We start from the raw sequence: 17,813 nt of genomic DNA on the forward strand, positions 1-17,813 counted from the left end.
AGTTTGGCATACGCGTATTGAAACGGGAAATTTCAGACTCAGACAACGCTAGAAAGCCCCGGGGGAGGCCTGAAAAAACCAGAAAATGGCCCTTGCGAAGTTTTTCCGAAAATTTCGACCGCAGGGGCTTTACAGCCCAAAACACCCTCCGTATAGTGCGCGCCATCGATACGGCGACGTACTCGGTATGCCCAGATGGTGAAATTGGTAGACACGCCAGCTTCAGGTGCTGGTGACCGCAAGGTCGTGGAAGTTCGAGTCTTCTTCTGGGCACCAATTTCGAGTCAGAGATTACAACAATCTTCTGAACCTCACAAAAACCCGCGAAAGCGGGTTTTTGCATTTCGGGTTTTGGTTTACTGCTTTTTTATTTCCAGAAGCGCGAAAAGCATTTATCAAAACCAAAACAGGGGTTTACAGATTAAAACGCGCTCCGTATAGTGCGCCCCATCAACGGCGAACATTGCTGCTGATACTGCCCAGATGGTGAAATTGGTAGACACGCCAGCTTCAGGTGCTGGTGACCGCAAGGTCGTGGAAGTTCGAGTCTTCTTCTGGGCACCAATTCAAACAAAACCGAGCCTCGTGCTCGGTTTTGTGCTTTCCGGGGTTTGGATTTGCGATCGCGGATCGCCGGCTGAAGCCTGTAGGACCGGCTTCAGCCGGGAAGAGGCCAGGGCGCTCCTGCACCTGCATCGCCTGAAATACCCCTTCCCGGCTAAAGCCGGTCCCACGGTGTAAAAGACACCCCAACGTATAGGCAGGTGTCCAACTTTTTGGCGGTCAGGCCCTGAACTGCCCCAGGCTGGCCTTCAACTGTGCTGCCAGTTTGTCGAGCACCTTGCCGCTGGCGGTGGTCTCTACCACGACCTGCGCCGCACGCTGGGCCTGGGCGTGAATGACCTCCACGCGCCCACGCACCGCTTGCGCGCCTTCGGCCTGATGGGCCGCCGCCTGGGTCGCCAGACCAATGGCCGCATGCACCTGCTCGACGGACTCCTGAACGATCTGCTGGGACTTCGCGCTGTCACGCAGCACCGCAAGCCCTTCCTTGGCCTGACGCCCCGCCACGCCAATAGCTTCTACCGCCTCCTTGGCGCCCCGTTGCAATGCCACGATATGCTCCTGGATGTCGCCAGTGGAGCTTTGAGTCTTGCTGGCCAGCGCGCGAACTTCGTCGGCAACCACCGCAAAACCACGCCCGGTCTCACCCGCACGGGCCGCTTCGATGGCCGCGTTCAAGGCCAACAGGTTGGTTTGCTCGGCGATACCGTGGATCACTGTCAGCACCACCTCGATCTGCTGACTCTGCTGAGCCAGCCGCTCAATGACTTTCGCCCCGGTATCGACCTGACCCGCCAACGCCTCGATCAAACCGCCTACCTGATTGGACGTGCGGGTGTTTTCGTCGGTTGCCAGACGAATATCCATCACCTGCTTCAGGGCAGCCTGCATGGCATGGCTTTCGGCCTGCGCTTCGTCCGCCATTTGCGCCAGCGCGACAAGGCTGGCCGCAACTTCATCACGCTGCAATTCGGCGGCCGCATCGGCGCCGGCGTTGCGCACGCTCATGGCGTTGATTTCGACCCCGGTGCGCTGTGCAACGTCGCCCGCCTCACGGACGATCGGCTGCAACTTGGCGACAAACCGATTGACCGCCGAAGCCATGTCGCCGATTTCATCGTTACTGTCGAGTTTGACGCGCTTGGTCAGGTCGCCCTCGCCCGCCGCCAGATCATCCAGCGCAGCAATCAGCAACAGCAATTTGCTGACCACCCGACGACCCAACACCACCGCCACCAGCAGTAACACCGCCAACCCCACCAAAGCCAGGCCCAGGCCGATCCTCCAGCGCAATGTCTCTGCCGCCTCCTGAACCGCTGCAGTGGTGTTGCTACTCATGGCCGTAGCCGCGGCCTCTGCTGAGCCCAGACGACTGCGCAACGCGGCCGAGCTTTCCTTGGCCGCGCTCCCGAGACTGTCGGAGACCAATTGCTCACCACTGGTAATCAAGGTTGCGAAGCGCTTATCCAGCGCCACCAGATTTTCTTCGACGCTGGCCGTGGACACGCCCATGCGCACTTTGCCGATTTCAACGCCATTGGGGCTGATAGACGCCTCAACGTAGTAGACCGTTGAATCGTTTTTCGCCGCATTCAGCACTTTATCCATGGCCCGCTCGCCCTCGCCTTTTGCCAGCAGGGCTTTGATCAGCGGGTTTTCGCGATTCAGATAACGCGTGAGGTGTTCGCCTGCCGCATCGTCGTAGACAACAAACAGGACATTGGGATTGCGCTGCGCCCGACGGGCAAATTCGGAAAGCGTGGGCGTATCACCGTCCCACATGGCACGGGGCGCAACCGCCGCGAGCAACTCGGCCATGTCGCTGGCAGAGTCCTTGAGGTTTTTTTCCAGCGTGCCACGTAATTGCGCCTGCTCATCCTTCAAGCGCACGGACAATCCGGCACTCAGGCGCTGACGCGTATTGGAGGCCAAAGCGTCCAGACTGGAGGTCACTTCGCGACTTGCCTGCTCAAGTTCGCCGGACAAGTGTTGCGAATCTACACCCAGGCGAGCAGCGAGATCAGCTTCAAGCGCGGTGACTGTGCTCCGGGTCAGAGCAACAGCAACCAGCACCTGCACCAAAAGGGCAACGCCAAGCGCAATGAATACAGGCCGAAGCAGGCGACTGCGCAATAAAGAAAGGACAGCTGACACAGGGGATTCCCTCCACCATGGGCGCCATTAAAATGATGGCACCTTTTCTGACGTTTCTACAGCAATCACCATGCCGTCTTTATGACTGATGTCACATCAAAAAAAACAAAGGGCCGCAGAAGCGACCCTTTGTTTTGTTTCAACGACTTATCAGGCGAACGGATGACGCAAAACGATGGTCTCGTTGCGATCAGGACCCGTCGAAATAATGTCGATGGGCGCACCTACCAGCTCTTCCAGACGCTTGATGTAAGCGCGGGCATTGGCAGGAAGCTCTTCAAGGGTCTTGGCCCCCAGCGTCGATTCGGACCAGCCCGGCACTTGCTCGTACACCGGCGTGAGGCCGATATAGCTGTCAGCGTCGGTCGGCGCATCGATCACTGCACCATTTTCGTTCTCGTAACCGATGCAGATGTTGATGGTTTCGAGGCCGTCGAGCACGTCAAGCTTGGTCAGGCAGATACCGGAAATGCTGTTGATTTCGATAGCGCGACGCAGGATGACCGCATCGAACCAGCCACAACGGCGAGCACGACCGGTGGTAGCGCCAAATTCATGACCACGCTTGGCCAGGAATGCACCGATGTCGTCGAACAGCTCAGTCGGGAAAGGACCCGAACCGACGCGAGTGGTGTAGGCCTTGGTGATGCCCAGAATGTAGTCCAGGTACATCGGACCGAAACCCGAACCGGTGGCGATGCCGCCCGCAGTAGTGTTCGAGCTGGTGACGTACGGATAGGTACCGTGGTCGATATCCAGCAACGAACCCTGGGCGCCTTCGAACATGATGTCCTTGCCAGCGCGACGCATGTCGTGCAGCGCGGCCGTCACGTCCATCATCAAAGGCTTGAGCAGCTCGGCGTATTCCATGCACTCGTCGAGTGTCTTCTGGAAGTCGATTGCCGGCTCTTTGTAGTAGTTGACCAGCACAAAGTTGTGATAGTCGAGCAACTCGCCCAGCTTGGCCGCAAAGCGCTCACGATGAAACAGATCACCGATGCGCAGGCCGCGACGTGCAACCTTGTCTTCATAGGCCGGGCCGATGCCGCGACCGGTAGTCCCGATCTTCAGCTCGCCGCGAGCCTTTTCACGAGCCTGATCCAGCGCCACGTGATACGACAGGATCAGCGGGCAGGACGGACTGATGCGCAGACGCTCACGCACCGGAATGCCTTTCTCTTCCAGCTTGATGATTTCGCGCATGAGTGCGTCAGGCGCAACCACGACACCGTTACCGATCAGGCACTGCACGCCTTCGCGCAACACACCGGACGGGATCAGGTGCAATACGGTTTTTTCGCCATCGATCACCAGGGTGTGACCGGCGTTGTGGCCACCCTGATAACGAACTACGGCGGTAGCATGTTCGGTCAGCAGATCAACGATCTTGCCTTTGCCCTCATCACCCCACTGGGTGCCCAGGACTACGACATTCTTACCCATAACACTTGTCCTCATTCACGCAAACTTGGTGCCGGCGGCGGCCGGCAGGGAAACTCAAGAGGCCAGCGGTACTACCTGCCAACGCTCGCCATGCTGAATCAATTGCCGATCACAATCGGCCTCACGCGCTGCACTCACTTGCTGGCCAGGCAAACCCTGAACCACACGCTGACCTTCACCACGCAACTGACAGACTTGCTGCCAAAGCGCCGCATCGGTGCTGTCAGGCATCCAGATACCGCCGGTGGGCAACTGGATTTCCGTGCGACCCAGCGTCACCAGTGTTTTCAAATCCGTAGAGAAGCCCGTCGCGGGACGAGCCCGCCCGAAATCCGCACCAATGTCGTCGTAGCGACCGCCTTGAGCGATAGATTGGCCGACACCCGGGACGAACACCGCAAAGACTACGCCCGTGTGGTAGTGATAACCGCGCAACTCGCCCAGATCGAAATACAACGGTAGCTCAGGGAAGCGGGCCGCGAGACGCTCGGCAATCGTCAGCAGATCATCAAGCGCAGCAAGCACCGGTGCCGGTGCATTGGCCAGGCGATCGCGGGCTGCCGCCAGCACTTCACGACCACCACACAGATCCACCAGCGCACGCAGCATGGTCGCCAGATCGCTCGGCAGGTTTTCGGTCAGAACAATGACTTCGTCGATGGCTTTACGCTGCAGCGCGTCGAACAACTGCTGCTCGACCTCGCCGGACAAACCAGCGGCGCGCGCCAGGCCACGATAGATACCCACATGCCCCAGATCCATGTGCACGTCCGGCACATCGGTCAGTTGCAGCGTGGCCAGCATCAGACTGATGACTTCAACGTCGCTGCTCGGGCTGGCGTCGCCGTAGAGCTCGGCCCCCAACTGGATCGGGCTGCGGGAGGATGACAGGGCGCGCGGTTGCGCATGCAGCACGCTGCCTGCGTAGCAAAGACGGCTCGGGCCTTCGCGGCGCAGGGTGTGCGCATCAATGCGCGCCACTTGCGGCGTGATGTCAGCACGGAAACCCATCTGCCGCCCCGACTGCGGATCGATCACCTTGAAGGTGCGCAAATCCAGGTCCGAGCCCGCGCCGGTGAGCAGGGATTCGAGGTATTCGATATGAGGGGTGACTACAAATTCGTAGCCCCAGCTCTGGAACAGATCCAACACCTGACGGCGCGCTACTTCTATACGCGCCGCTTCCGGTGGCAGTACTTCTTCGATGCCATCTGGTAGCAGCCAGCGGTCAACCGTTGCCATTACGCCATTCCCCTATAATCCGGGCGGCAAGCCGTAAGGCGAGCCTTGAGTAAAGCAGACAGTGGTCAGGTCCTGTGCTCATTCTTGCGGGCACGACGAGCGCCCGAGAATGGCCCTGGAGACCACTGCCCTCGAAAAATCTTGCCGCACGCCAGGCTTCAAGCGAAAAGTGGCTGCGCTCGGTCATGCCCACTTGTCGTGCGCACCTGGCTTGTCAATCAACCATACAGACGCAAAAAAGCCGGGAATTTCCCGGCTGCCGCATCATACACACGTTTTACCAAGTGATCACCCCGCCAGACGGTTTTACCGCCCGGCGGGTGAATGGATCACGGCTTGGATTTTTCCAGGTAGCGGAAGAACTCGCTGCCTGGGTCCAGAACCATCACGTCACTTTTGCTCGCGAAGCTTTCACGATAGGCCCGCAGGCTACGGTAGAACGCGTAGAACTCCTGATCCTGACCGTATGCCTTGGAGTAGATCGCGGCAGCCTGGGCATCACCATCACCACGAGCCTCTTCAGACTCACGATAGGCTTCTGCCAGCAACACACGACGCTGACGATCAGCGTCGGCACGAATGCCTTCCGCCAGCTCGTTACCCTTGGCGCGGTGCTCGCGGGCCTCACGTTCACGCTCGGTACTCATCCGCTCGAACACGCTGCGGTTGACTTCCTTCGGCAGGTCGATGGCCTTGACCCGGACATCAACCACTTCGATGCCCAGCTCTTTGGTGGCCATGGTGTTCAGCGATGCAGTGATGTCCGCCATCAATGCGTCACGCTCACCCGACACAGCTTCGTGCAGGGTACGCTTACCGAACTGGTCACGCAGACCGGACTCCAGACGACGGGACAGACGCTCATCAGCGATCTGCTTCAAGCCGGAAGTCGCCGTGTAGTAGACCTCCGCGTTCTTGACTCGCCATTTGGCATACGCGTCAACCATGACCGCTTTCTTTTCCAGTGTCAGGAAGCGCTGCGTTGGAGCATCCAGCGTCAACAGGCGACCATCGAACTTGCGCACCTGATTGACGTAAGGAATCTTCACGTGCAGGCCTGGCTGGACATCCGGCTCGACCACACGCCCGAATTGCAGCATGACTGCACGTTCAGTCTGGGACACGATGTAGAAGCTGTTCCAGGCAACCAACGCCAGCACCACACCAACAACCAGGGCGATCAGTGATTTGTTGCTCATCAGCGACTCTCCCTTGTACGCACTTCGCGCTGCTGCGGCTCGGCAGTACGCGTACCAACGTCAGTTACCGCGGTTGCGGCACCGGCAGTCGAGGCAGTGCCGCTGCGCCCACTTTCGATCATCTTGTCCAGCGGCAGATAAAGCAGATTGTTCTGCCCTTTGTCGCCGGTCACGAGAACCTTGCTGGTTTTGCTGAACACTTCCTGCATGGTGTCCAGATAAAGACGCTCACGAGTGACCTCCGGCGCTTTACGGTATTCGGCAACCAGTTTGGTAAAGCGATCGGCCTCACCCTTGGCGCGAGAAACCACTTCATCGCGGTAACCGTTGGCCTCTTCAAGAATACGCTGGGCCTGACCACGCGCTTCCGGGATCACACCGTTGGCATACGTCTCAGCCTGGTTACGTGCACGCTGCTCGTCTTCACGGGCGCGGATCACGTCATCGAACGCTTCCTGAACTTCACGCGGTGCAGCAGCACTTTGCACGTTCACCTGAGTGACCGTGATGCCGGTGCGATACGTGTCGAGGAAGCGTTGCAGGCGTTCCTTGATTTCGCTGGCCATCAACTCACGACCTTCAGTGAGCACCTGATCCATCGCCGTGGAACCCACGACATGACGCAAGGCGCTTTCTGTGGCGTGTTGCAGGCTGATCTCAGGCTGATCGACGTTCAACACAAAGTCTCGCAGATTGGAGATCTTGTATTGGACCGTCAGCGGCACTTCGACGATGTTCTCGTCTTCGGTCAGCATCTGGCCTTGCTTGGAGTAGGCACGTTCACGTGTCACGTTTTCCATGTACTTGCGATCGAACGGCGGGAAATAGATGTTCAGACCCGGCCCTACGGTTTCGTAGTACTGGCCAAAACGAAGCACCACGGCTTGTTCCTGCTCATCCACCACATAGATCGCGCTGTAGAGCCAGACCGCGACCAGCACGACCAGGCCGATGCCAAGTAAGCCCCAGCCCCCGCCCTTGCCCGAACTGCCGCCACCCTCACCACCGCCACCACTACGTTTCTTACCACCGAACAACCCATTCAGGCTTTCCTGCAGCTTACGGAAGGCCTCGTCGAGATCCGGTGGCCCCTTGCGGTCGCCATTCTTGCGTTTACCACCCCAAGGATCCTGATTATTCGAGTTGCCACCCGGCTCATTCCAAGCCATAGCGCTCTCCATCTGATAAAGCAAAGACGCGCCCGCGGCGCGCCGACCAATGCTACAGAATGCCCGGGAAACCCGTACAACGGCTTTCCCACGCTTTTATTGCAAAGTGTGTTGCTCGATGAATTCCAGCGGCTGCAGTCCTTCGCGACTCACCAGACGATTGAATTCAACTCGCGGTAAACGTACGGCTAACAAACTGCCGCCCTCATCGTCATGCTCTTCACTCTGTACCGCGCCCAATTCAAAGAATTGCGCCCGCAGTCGAGCAAAACGCTGAGGCAAGCGCAAGGTACCGACAAACAAATCGTCACCCAGCAGTTCGGCTACGGCCTGCTTGAGCAGGTCCAGCCCTCGACCATCACGGGCGGATAACCAGACACGTTGCGGCTTGCCATCGGCATCGCGCTGTATCTGGGGCTCTACCCCTTCGAGCAGATCGAGTTTGTTATACACCTCGAGTATCGGCAAGTCCTCGGCCCCGATCTCGCCCAGCACCGCCATCACCTGCTCAATCTGCGCCATGCGCTCAGGCTCATGGGAATCGATGACGTGCAACAGCAGGTCAGAGTTGCTTGATTCTTCAAGAGTGGCACGAAACGCCTCGACCAGCTTGTGTGGCAAGTGGCGAATGAATCCCACGGTATCGGCCAGCACGATGGGCCCCAGGTCGTCGAGTTGCAGACGACGCAGGGTTGGGTCAAGGGTCGCAAACAGCTGATCAGCGGCGAAAACGTCGGAATCGGTGACCGCATTGAACAGCGTGGACTTCCCGGCGTTGGTATAGCCCACCAGTGACACCGAAGGGATGTCGGCGCGCTTACGCCCGCGACGAGCCTGTTCACGCTGGCTGCGAACCTTTTCCAGACGACTTTTGATTTGCCGCAGACGAACCCGCAGCAATCGCCGGTCGGTTTCCAGCTGGGTTTCACCCGGGCCGCGCATACCGATGCCGCCGCCCTGCCGCTCAAGGTGAGTCCAGCCTCGAACCAGACGCGTACTCATGTGCTCGAGCTGTGCCAGCTCGACCTGCAATTTGCCTTCATGAGTCCGTGCGCGCTGGGCGAAGATGTCCAGAATCAATCCCGTGCGATCAAGCACGCGACACTCGAAGACTTTTTCGAGGTTGCGCTCCTGACTGGGCGTAAGGATGTGATTGAAGATGACGATATCTATTTTTTCGGCTTTGACCTGGTCGCGAAGCTCCTCGACCTTGCCGCTGCCAATCAGATATTTGGCCGATGGCCGATGACGCGGCACGTTTACGAACGCGACGGTATCGGCGCCAGCCGATATGGCCAGCTCCTGAAACTCCTGCGGGTCTTCGCGCGCCTCAGGGTCTTGATTATCCAAATGAACGAGGATTGCCCGCTCACCACCACTGTGGCGCTCAAAGAACAAAGCAGACTCCTATCAGGCGTTACCTGGCTCAGCGTCGCCCTGCTCGGACTCGGCAGCGCTAGGCAAACGAATTGGACGAACCGGTACGACGGTAGAGATGGCGTGCTTGTAAACCATTTGGCTGACAGTGTTTTTCAGCAAAATAACGAACTGGTCGAAAGACTCGATCGTGCCTTGCAGCTTGATACCGTTTACCAGATAGATCGAAACCCCAACCTTTTCTTTACGTAAAGTGTTCAGGTAAGGGTCTTGTAGCGAATGCCCTTTTGACATGTGCCGCACTCCTTTAAGGATCAATAATAATTCGAATTCAATGGGCTTGAACCGCCACCCCCCAAGGATAGACGGCTATTGCAAGGACTCAGCTCAATATGGAGACCGACCCCAGGTATTTCAAGGCACGCGGCAGATTGTCGCAAGCCAGGCTGTCCAACCAGTGTAAATCTTCCCAACTGCGTAACCAGGTGAACTGCCGCTTGGCCAGTTGACGCGTGGCAATGATGCCCCGCTCCTGCATTTCAGACCATGTCAGCTTTCCATCCAGATGATCCCAGACCTGGCGATAACCAACGGCTCTGATCGACGGCAACCCGGCATGCAGGTCGCCTCTTGAGCGTAATGCCAGTACTTCATCCAGAAACCCCTGGTCCAGCATCTGTGAAAAACGTAACGCAATCCGATCGTGCAGCACCTTGCGATCTGTCGGTGCAATGGCCAGATTTGCGACAGTATAGGGCAATTGCTGGCGCCCCGAAGCCGCAGCATCAGTACTTTGCGCAGTTTGTTGCTCACGGTGCGCGGTCATGCTCGAACCACTGACCCGATAAACTTCCAGCGCACGTATCAATCGCTGAGGATCATTGGGATGGATACGGGCTGCCGACACCGGGTCCACGAGGGCCAATTCATCATGCAATGCCTGCCAGCCATGGGCCGCCGCCTGGGCTTCAAGTTGCGCACGAACCCCGGCATCGGCCGCCGGCATGTCAGCCAGCCCGTCCAATAGAGCCTTGAAATACAACATCGTGCCACCCACCAGCAGGGGAATATTCCCTCGGGCAGTGATTTCAGCCATGGCAGCCAGCGCATCCGTGCGGAAGTCCGCCGCTGAATAGCTTTGCGCCGGATCGAGAATATCCACCAGACGGTGGGGAAATTCGGCCAGCAGCGCTTTGGAAGGCTTGGCCGTGCCGATGTCCATGCCGCGGTAAACCAGCGCCGAATCGACGCTGATCAGCTCGCAAGGCAGGGCCTTGGTGAGCTCGATCGCCAGATCGGTCTTGCCCGCAGCAGTGGGGCCCATCAGAAAGATGGCGGGAGGCAATGCGCTCATTCAACGACCGCGCAAGAAAAGTTTGTCCAGATCGTCCAGCCCCATTTGGGTCCAGGTCGGTCGGCCATGGTTGCATTGGCCGCTGCGCTCGGTGTTTTCCATGTCCCGCAGCAAGCCGTTCATTTCGGGGATCGCCAGACGTCGATTGGCGCGAATGGCTCCATGACAGGCCATGGTGCCCAGCAGCTCATTCATGTGGGCCTGAACACGGTCACTGGTGCCGTATTCCATCAAGTCCGCCAATACGTCGCTGACCAGTCGATTGGCCTCAGCTTGCTTGAGCAGGGCCGGGATTTGCCGGATCGCCAGGGTTTCCGGCCCAAGGCGCTGCAATTCAAAGCCCAGACGCTGAAAGGTCTCGATGTGCTCTTCGGCACAATCCGCTTCGCGCTGGCTGACGGCGATGGATTCCGGGACCAGCAACGGTTGCCCGCTCAGGCCTTCGCTGGCCATGGCGATTTTCAGGCGTTCGTACATGATGCGTTCGTGAGCGGCATGCATGTCCACCAGCACCAGCCCGAGGGCATTCTCGGCCAGGATATAAATCCCCTTGAGCTGCGCCAGGGCGTAACCCAGCGGCGGAATATCGCCCTGGGTGTCCGGCAACGACACGGTGGCAGCGCCCGGCAGCGGCGCGAAAAACTCACGATAGGCACTTTGCGCTTCCGCTGCGGGCAGGGTCGCGGTTGGCCTTGGCGTGTATTGATACTGATAACCCGCGCCAGCGCCGGAGCCGGCAGGCCGCGCATAAGGCTCGGCTTGCGGCTGTTCCAGCAGGTTACTGGCCAGGCGCATTTCGCCCTGCGGCCCGAACTCGCCGGCCTCAGGCCCCGACGGACGCTCCACCGCTGTCACCGGGACGGAACCGGCCAGTTGATCCTCGGGCCGCACATCGCCCAACGCACGGTGCAACGTGCCATACAGGAAGTCGTGAACCATACGCCCGTCACGGAAACGGACTTCATGTTTGGTCGGATGCACGTTGACGTCCACGACCGCCGGATCGACTTCAAAAAACAGCACGAATGTGGGATGACGGCCATTGAACAACACATCGCGATAGGCCTGACGCACCGCATGGGCGACCAGTTTGTCGCGCACTGCACGGCCATTCACGTAGAAATACTGCAAATCGGCCTGACTGCGAGAGAAGGTCGGCAAGCCGACCCAGCCCCACAGATGCAAACCGTTGCGCTCGATCTCGATGGGCAGCGCCTGCTCCAGAAAACCCGGACCGCAGATCGCGGCTACGCGACGGGCACGTGCGTTGTCGTCATTGGCTTCATGCAGGCTGAGGATCGTCTTGCCGTTGTGCCGCAGGTGAAAAGCCACGTCAAAGCGGGCCAGCGCCATGCGCTTGATGACTTCCTGCAGGTGATCGAATTCGGTTTTCTCGGCTTTGAGAAACTTGCGGCGCGCCGGGGTGTTGAAAAATAAATCCCGGACTTCAACCGAGGTGCCCACTGGATGGGCCGCAGGCTGAACCCGGGACGCCATGTCGCGGCCTTCGGTTTCAACCTGCCAGGCTTGATCGGCGTCGCGCGTCCGGGAGGTCAGCGTCAGACGGGCGACCGAACTGATGGACGCCAACGCTTCGCCGCGAAAGCCAAGGCTCATGACGCGCTCAAGGTCTTCCAGGTCCCGAATCTTGCTGGTGGCGTGTCGCGCCAGGGCCAACGGCAGATCATCGGAAGAAATGCCGCTACCGTCGTCACGCACGCGCAGCAACTTGATTCCGGCCTGCTCGACGTCAACATCAATGCGTTTGGCGCCGGAGTCCAGGCTGTTTTCCAGCAGTTCCTTGATGACCGACGCCGGTCGCTCGACCACCTCGCCCGCCGCGATCTGGTTGGCCAGACGCGGGCTGAGCAGCTCGATGCGTGCCGCATTGGGCAAGGCGCTGCCGGTTTCGGTGCTGACATGCGCGTCAATGCTATCGACGAGAAGGTCGGTCATGGCTGAGTGGCGACCTCTGCGTTCGGAATTTTCAGATTCTGGCCGATCCGCAGCGCATCGGAACTCAAGTTATTGGCACTGCGCAGCGCCGCCGGGCTCATGTCATAGCGGGCCGCCAGCATTGCCATGGTTTCGCCTGCACGGACGACGTGATTACGCGGCCCTTGAGCCAACTTGCCGTTATCACGCAGCCAGGCGATGTACGTGCCTTGCGGCGGGTTCTGCTGGAAGAACTGCTTGACCCCGGAACTGATGGAACGGGCCAGTGCCTGTTGATGCGGCGAGCCTGAAAGCTTGGCCGCTTCGGCGTCGTTGGAAATAAAGCCGGTTTCCACCAGAATCGACGGAATATCCGGTGATTTAAGCACCATGAAGCCCGCTTGTTCGACCCGCGCCTTGTGCAGGGAAGTGACCCGACCGATATTCGTCAGGACTTTTTGCCCCACGTTCAGGCTCGATGACAGCGACGCGGTCATGGACAGGTCGAGCAGCACGCCCGCCAGCATACGGTCCTTGTCGTCCAGGCTCACGGCACCAGCGCCCCCGATCAAGTCGGAGCGGTTTTCACTGTCGGCCAGCCAGCGAGCGGTTTCAGAGGTTGCACCTCGCTCGGAAAGCGCGAATACCGACGCACCAAACGCAGCCTTGGACGGCGCGGCATCCGCGTGAATCGACACGAACAAGTCAGCGCCTTTGGCGCGGGCAATCTCGGTCCGTTTGCGCAACGGAATAAAGTAGTCACCTGTACGGGTCAGCTCCGCACGGTAGCCTTTTTCGCCATTGATCTGGCGTTGCAGCTCTTTGGCGATGGACAGAACGACGTTTTTCTCCTGCTGCCCCCTGCCACCCGATGCACCGGGGTCTTCACCGCCATGACCGGCGTCGATGACGATGACGATGTCACGCTTGCCGTTGGGCACCGGAGTCAGCTTGATTTCAGGCTTTGCAGGGCTGACCGGTACAGCGGGCGCCGTGTTGGCCGCCGTGGTAGCAATCGATGGGGTCGGATTGGCATCCACCGCTTCATCAAACAGATCGACCACCAGACGATTGCCATATTGCTGGTTGGGCGCAAGGGTAAAGCTCTTGGGCGTCACTGCTTTCTTGAGATCAATGACCACCCGCAAATCCGTAGGGGTCCGCTGGGCAGAACGCATGCTGGTGATCGGCGTGTTCGCCATCGGCACATTGAGCGGCCCGCCGAGGGTCGCGCCATTGATGTCGATCACCAGACGATCAGGGGATGTCAGGGTAAAAACGCTGTGCTGGACAGGCCCGGAAAGATCAAAAACCAGCCGTGTGTTATCCGGTGCACGCCATAAGCGCACACTTCGTACTTGTGTCTCGGCCAGTGCATTGACAGCCAAGGCCGTCAACAGCAGACCCACTACAGTAACCAGCGCGCGCATGCGCATACCTAACCCCATCTATTTGAATTCCAAAGCCAAAGCGGCACACCAGGTCTCGCCACGCGAGCCACCAGGGCTCAAAGTCAACGATCGACCTTCCGCATGCGAGGTAATGGTAATGGTCAGGTCAGGCTTTGGCAAAAAGCCTGCACCGAGTTGGGGCCATTCGATCAGACAAAGGGCATCATCTTCGAAGTAATCACGGATTCCCAGGTACTCCAGCTCCTCAGGATCGACCAGTCGATAGAGGTCGAAGTGAAAAGCACGTATTGAACCGATCTCGTAGGGCTCCACCAGAGTAAAGGTAGGACTCTTTACTGCGCCCACATGCCCGAGCCCACGGATGATGCCCCGTGACAGGGTGGTTTTCCCGGCCCCGAGATCACCCTCCAGAAAGATCAGCCCCGCACCTTGCGTAACCCTGGCAATGGCCCCGCCAAGTTCGGTCATGGCCGCTTCGCCTGCCACATTGAGCGTTAGTGCAGACACGGTTGTTGCTCCTCCAATAACAGACGAATGGCTGGAATAACATCACTGGCCGCCAGCCCACGGCCGCTTTTGCCGACGTGTTCGCCAGCGCAGGCATGCAGCCATACGCCCAGGCAGGCGGCGTCGAACGGTTTCATGTGTTGCGCCATCAGGGCACCGATCAGGCCAGCCAATACGTCACCCAGCCCGCCCGTGGCCATGGCCGGATGCCCGTGATCGCACAGGGAAAGCCTGCCATCGGCATCCGCAATGAGGCTGCCGCTGCCTTTGAGGACGCAGACAGCCGAGAATTTTTTCGCCAGCGCGCGAGCCGCCGCGGGACGATCCGCCTGCACATCGCTCGTTTTGATACCCAGCAAACGCGCCGCTTCACCGGGGTGCGGCGTGATTACGCTGTCTGGGGGCAAGACTGCCAGTCCATCAGCCAACAGATTGAGGGCATCGGCATCCCAGACTTGCGGCAGCTCGGCGCTCGCGGCGGCCGAAAGCAGACTGCGCCCCCAACTGGCTTTGCCCAGGCCGGGGCCGACCACCAGCACGCTGGCGGGCTCGATCAGGGCACGCAGTTGATTGGCTGACGTTATGCCGGCACTCATCACTTCAGGGAAGCGGCTCAAGGCAGCGGGCACATGCTCGGCGCGGGTCGCCAGAGTGACCATGCCCGCGCCGCTGCGCAGGGCGCTTTCGGCTGACAACAGAGCAGCACCGCCAAAACCGTGGTCCCCGCCGATCACCAGTACCCGGCCGTACTGCCCCTTGTGCGCGATGCGCGGGCGTGGCGACAGGTGCGGCAAGTTAAAGCTGTTTAGCCGTATTGCGCTGACGCTGGTTTGCGCGACGATGGCTGGGTCGGCTTGCAGATCATCAAACACCAGTGCGCCCACCACATCCGCAGCGTCGCCCGTGAAAAGCCCGAGTTTCAGGCCGATAAACGTCACGGTCAGATCAGCACGCACGGCAATGCCAAGGATTCGCCCGGTATCGGCGCTGAGCCCGGACGGAATATCAACGGCGGCCACCGGGGCATTGCAGGCATTCATGGCCTCGATGGCTTCCAGATAGGGTTGGCGCACGTCACCACTCAACCCGGTGCCGAGCAGCGCATCCAGCACGACACCGGTCAGTGGCTGACCTGACCAGCGCTCGATGGCGACACCCACCGAAACACCTTCAGCATGAGCGCTGGCCGCATCGCCCGTCAGCGCCTCGGTGTCACCTACCGCCAACACCTGAACCTGCCAACCGGCCTTGAGCGCCAAGACAGCAACCAGATAGCCATCCCCGGCGTTATTACCGCGCCCGGCCACGACGGTCAGCACGCCCGCATCGGGCCAGCGACGGCGCACCGCACGCCAGGTGGCGTGGGCGGCGCGCTGCATCAATTCCATGCCGGACGTGCCCGCGCTGATCAGCCGGGCATCAAGGTCACGGACCTGTGCAGCGTCATACAGTGCGTCGGGTATTTGCGGTTTAGTGTCGACCATACGTCTCTGGGCTCCGATGTCTGGCAGAATTATACGCACCTCCGCCCGGTTTCTCTCTGCGCATGCCTGCTATTACTGTTGATCCACTCAATACTGCCAACCTGGCCACACTCGCCCAGTCGATCAAGGCGTGGGGCCGCGAGCTGGGTTTCCAGCAAGTCGGCATCTCCGGACTGGACCTGGGCGAGCATGAGCAGCACCTGCAACGCTGGCTCGACGCGGGATACCACGGCGAGATGGACTATATGGCAGCTCATGGCAGCAAACGTTCGCACCCGGACGAACTGGTGCCGGGAACATTGCGCGTGGTTTCGTTGCGCATGGATTATCTACCCGGTGACAGCGAAATGGCCCAGCGCCTGGCAGAACCTGCAAAAGCCTACGTGTCGCGTTATGCCCTGGGCCGCGACTATCACAAGCTGATCCGCAAACGCGTGCAGCAACTGGCCGAGCGTATTCAGCAGGACATCGGGCCATTCGGTTATCGCGCCTTCGTCGACAGCGCCCCCGTTCTGGAGAAAGCCATCGCCGAGCAGGCCGGACTGGGCTGGATCGGCAAGAACACGCTGATCCTCAATCGCAAGGCCGGCAGTTTTTTCTTTTTGAGCGAGTTGTTCGTCGACTTGCCGCTGCCGGTTGACCCGCCCCACGCCACCGAACACTGCGGGCGCTGCACGGCGTGCCTGGACATTTGCCCCACCGCCGCGTTTGTGGGGCCTTACGTACTGGATGCGCGGCGCTGCATCTCGTACCTGACCATCGAGCTGAAAACGGCGATCCCACACGAGCTGAGGCCACTGATTGGCAATCGGGTGTTTGGCTGCGATGACTGCCAGATCGTGTGTCCGTGGAACCGCTTTGCCCGGCCTACGGACCAGAGCGACTTTCAGCCGCGCCACAACCTGGACAATGCCGGGCTGGCCGAGCTGTTCATGTGGGATGAGGAGACCTTTCTGCGCAACACCGAAGGCTCGCCCCTGCGTCGGGCCGGCTATGAGCGCTGGCTGCGCAACCTGGCCGTAGGCTTGGGTAACGCGCCATCGACGATTCCGGTAGTACAGGCGCTCGAAGCCCGCCGGGAATACCCGTCGGAGCTGGTGAAAGAACATGTGGAGTGGGCGCTAAAGCAGCACGGCTGCTGATCTGTTGGAGCGAGGCATGCCCGCGAAGGCGTCGTTATTGCTGGCGGCGCCTTTCGGATTGGATGTAAGCAGCGGGATTTACCTGCGATTCCGCCCCTTACAACAGAGCACTTACGCGCTAGTGCCCATCTTTATAGACAAACTTCGGCATGTTCCAGTTGAAGCGAATCGCCAGTAGCCGCAAAAGCAAGCCGCCAAACAAGGTAATCAGCACGCTTTGCTCGGACGGAAGCTGAAAATGCTGGCACAACAGAAAGCACCAGGCAGCCAGAAAGGACACGCTGGCGTAGAGCTCACGACGGAATACCAAGGGGATGTCGTTACAGAAGATGTCCCGCAGGATTCCGCCAAACACCCCTGTAATCACGCCGCACACCGACGCCACAAGCATACCGGTGCCGACCTCCAGCGCCGTCATGCAGCCGATCAGGGTGAAGGCCACCAGCCCCAGCGCATCGAGCACCAGAAACAGTGAGCGCAGGTGTCGCATCAAGGGCGCGATAAAAATGGTCAGCAGGGCTGCGACACTGGTCAGGACCAGGTATTCAGGGTGCTTGACCCACGTCAACGGGTAGTGACCGAGCAACACGTCACGCACTGAACCGCCACCCAGCGCCGTCACGCAAGCGATCAGCACCACACCGAACCAGTCCATGCCACGCCGGCCAGCCGACAGGGCGCCGGTCATGGCCTCGGCGGTAATAGCAATCAGATAGAGCATCAGCAACATGGCGGCGGTCCCTGCGAAGAAGCCGCGCAGTGTACCAAAAGAGGGCAAAGCCGGCGCTCAGCGCCGCGCTCTGTGGGACCGGCTTTGGCCGGGAAGGCGCA

At 59.6% G+C, this 17,813-nt stretch carries 14 protein-coding genes and 2 tRNA genes; 3 read left to right on the plus strand and 13 right to left on the minus strand.

Going from position 1 to position 17,813, the window contains the following annotated elements:
- Positions 1–189: 189 nt before the first annotated feature.
- A tRNA-Leu gene (locus tag ACP7B0_RS18610) sits at positions 190–276 on the plus strand.
- A gap of 201 nt (positions 277–477) precedes the next feature.
- Positions 478–564, plus strand: a tRNA-Leu gene (locus ACP7B0_RS18615).
- Between the two features lie 219 nt (positions 565–783).
- Here the strand turns inward: ACP7B0_RS18615 and ACP7B0_RS18620 are convergent.
- The 12 genes from ACP7B0_RS18620 to ACP7B0_RS18675 all read right to left on the minus strand — a co-directional run bounded on the left by ACP7B0_RS18620 (position 784) and on the right by ACP7B0_RS18675 (position 15,840).
- Positions 784–2,718 (minus strand): methyl-accepting chemotaxis protein, encoded by a 1,935-nt coding sequence (locus ACP7B0_RS18620; protein WP_426143035.1) that lies wholly within the window; start codon positions 2,716–2,718, stop codon positions 784–786.
- A gap of 150 nt (positions 2,719–2,868) precedes the next feature.
- A complete protein-coding gene (locus ACP7B0_RS18625; protein ID WP_426143037.1) occupies positions 2,869–4,161 on the minus strand; it encodes an adenylosuccinate synthase in 1,293 nt (430 codons plus the stop codon).
- Between the two features lie 54 nt (positions 4,162–4,215).
- Positions 4,216–5,403, minus strand: a complete 1,188-nt coding sequence (locus ACP7B0_RS18630; protein WP_426143039.1) for an ATP phosphoribosyltransferase regulatory subunit — start codon at positions 5,401–5,403, stop codon at positions 4,216–4,218.
- Positions 5,404–5,732: 329 nt separating this feature from the next.
- Positions 5,733–6,602, minus strand: a complete 870-nt coding sequence (hflC, locus tag ACP7B0_RS18635) for a protease modulator HflC (RefSeq protein WP_426143040.1) — start codon at positions 6,600–6,602, stop codon at positions 5,733–5,735.
- On the minus strand, positions 6,602–7,771 hold the full coding sequence (gene hflK, locus ACP7B0_RS18640) for an FtsH protease activity modulator HflK (RefSeq protein ID WP_426143042.1): 1,170 nt from the start codon (positions 7,769–7,771) through the stop codon (positions 6,602–6,604). Before hflK ends, hflC begins: the two co-directional genes overlap by 1 nt.
- A 96-nt stretch (positions 7,772–7,867) precedes the next feature.
- Positions 7,868–9,169 (minus strand): ribosome rescue GTPase HflX, encoded by a 1,302-nt coding sequence (hflX, locus tag ACP7B0_RS18645; RefSeq protein ID WP_426143043.1) that lies wholly within the window; start codon positions 9,167–9,169, stop codon positions 7,868–7,870.
- 12 nt (positions 9,170–9,181) lie between these two features.
- On the minus strand, positions 9,182–9,442 hold the full coding sequence (hfq, locus tag ACP7B0_RS18650; protein WP_065833886.1) for an RNA chaperone Hfq: 261 nt from the start codon (positions 9,440–9,442) through the stop codon (positions 9,182–9,184).
- 88 nt (positions 9,443–9,530) lie between these two features.
- Entirely contained in the window at positions 9,531–10,502 is a 972-nt protein-coding gene (miaA, locus tag ACP7B0_RS18655) for a tRNA (adenosine(37)-N6)-dimethylallyltransferase MiaA (protein WP_426143044.1), read from the minus strand.
- The gene (gene mutL / locus ACP7B0_RS18660) at positions 10,503–12,398 is read right to left on the minus strand and encodes a DNA mismatch repair endonuclease MutL (protein WP_426143100.1); all 1,896 of its coding nucleotides are present in this window, start codon (positions 12,396–12,398) and stop codon (positions 10,503–10,505) included.
- Between the two features lie 56 nt (positions 12,399–12,454).
- The gene (locus tag ACP7B0_RS18665) at positions 12,455–13,873 is read right to left on the minus strand and encodes an N-acetylmuramoyl-L-alanine amidase (RefSeq protein ID WP_426143045.1); all 1,419 of its coding nucleotides are present in this window, start codon (positions 13,871–13,873) and stop codon (positions 12,455–12,457) included.
- Between the two features lie 12 nt (positions 13,874–13,885).
- Positions 13,886–14,356, minus strand: coding sequence for a tRNA (adenosine(37)-N6)-threonylcarbamoyltransferase complex ATPase subunit type 1 TsaE (tsaE, locus tag ACP7B0_RS18670; protein WP_426143046.1), 471 nt, complete (start codon positions 14,354–14,356; stop codon positions 13,886–13,888).
- The gene (locus ACP7B0_RS18675; protein ID WP_426143047.1) at positions 14,344–15,840 is read right to left on the minus strand and encodes an NAD(P)H-hydrate dehydratase; all 1,497 of its coding nucleotides are present in this window, start codon (positions 15,838–15,840) and stop codon (positions 14,344–14,346) included. The genes tsaE and ACP7B0_RS18675 overlap by 13 nt, the downstream gene beginning before the upstream one ends.
- A gap of 62 nt (positions 15,841–15,902) precedes the next feature.
- On the opposite strand from ACP7B0_RS18675, the gene queG reads away from it, so the two are divergent.
- The gene (gene queG / locus ACP7B0_RS18680; protein WP_426143048.1) at positions 15,903–16,982 is read left to right on the plus strand and encodes a tRNA epoxyqueuosine(34) reductase QueG; all 1,080 of its coding nucleotides are present in this window, start codon (positions 15,903–15,905) and stop codon (positions 16,980–16,982) included.
- Between the two features lie 118 nt (positions 16,983–17,100).
- Here the strand turns inward: queG and ACP7B0_RS18685 are convergent, their stop codons facing one another.
- Entirely contained in the window at positions 17,101–17,712 is a 612-nt protein-coding gene (locus ACP7B0_RS18685) for a trimeric intracellular cation channel family protein (protein WP_426143049.1), read from the minus strand.
- Positions 17,713–17,813 lie beyond the last annotated feature (101 nt).

The sequence above is a fragment of the Pseudomonas sp. DWP3-1-2 genome (assembly GCF_049896285.1).
Lineage (GTDB): Bacteria > Pseudomonadota > Gammaproteobacteria > Pseudomonadales > Pseudomonadaceae > Aquipseudomonas.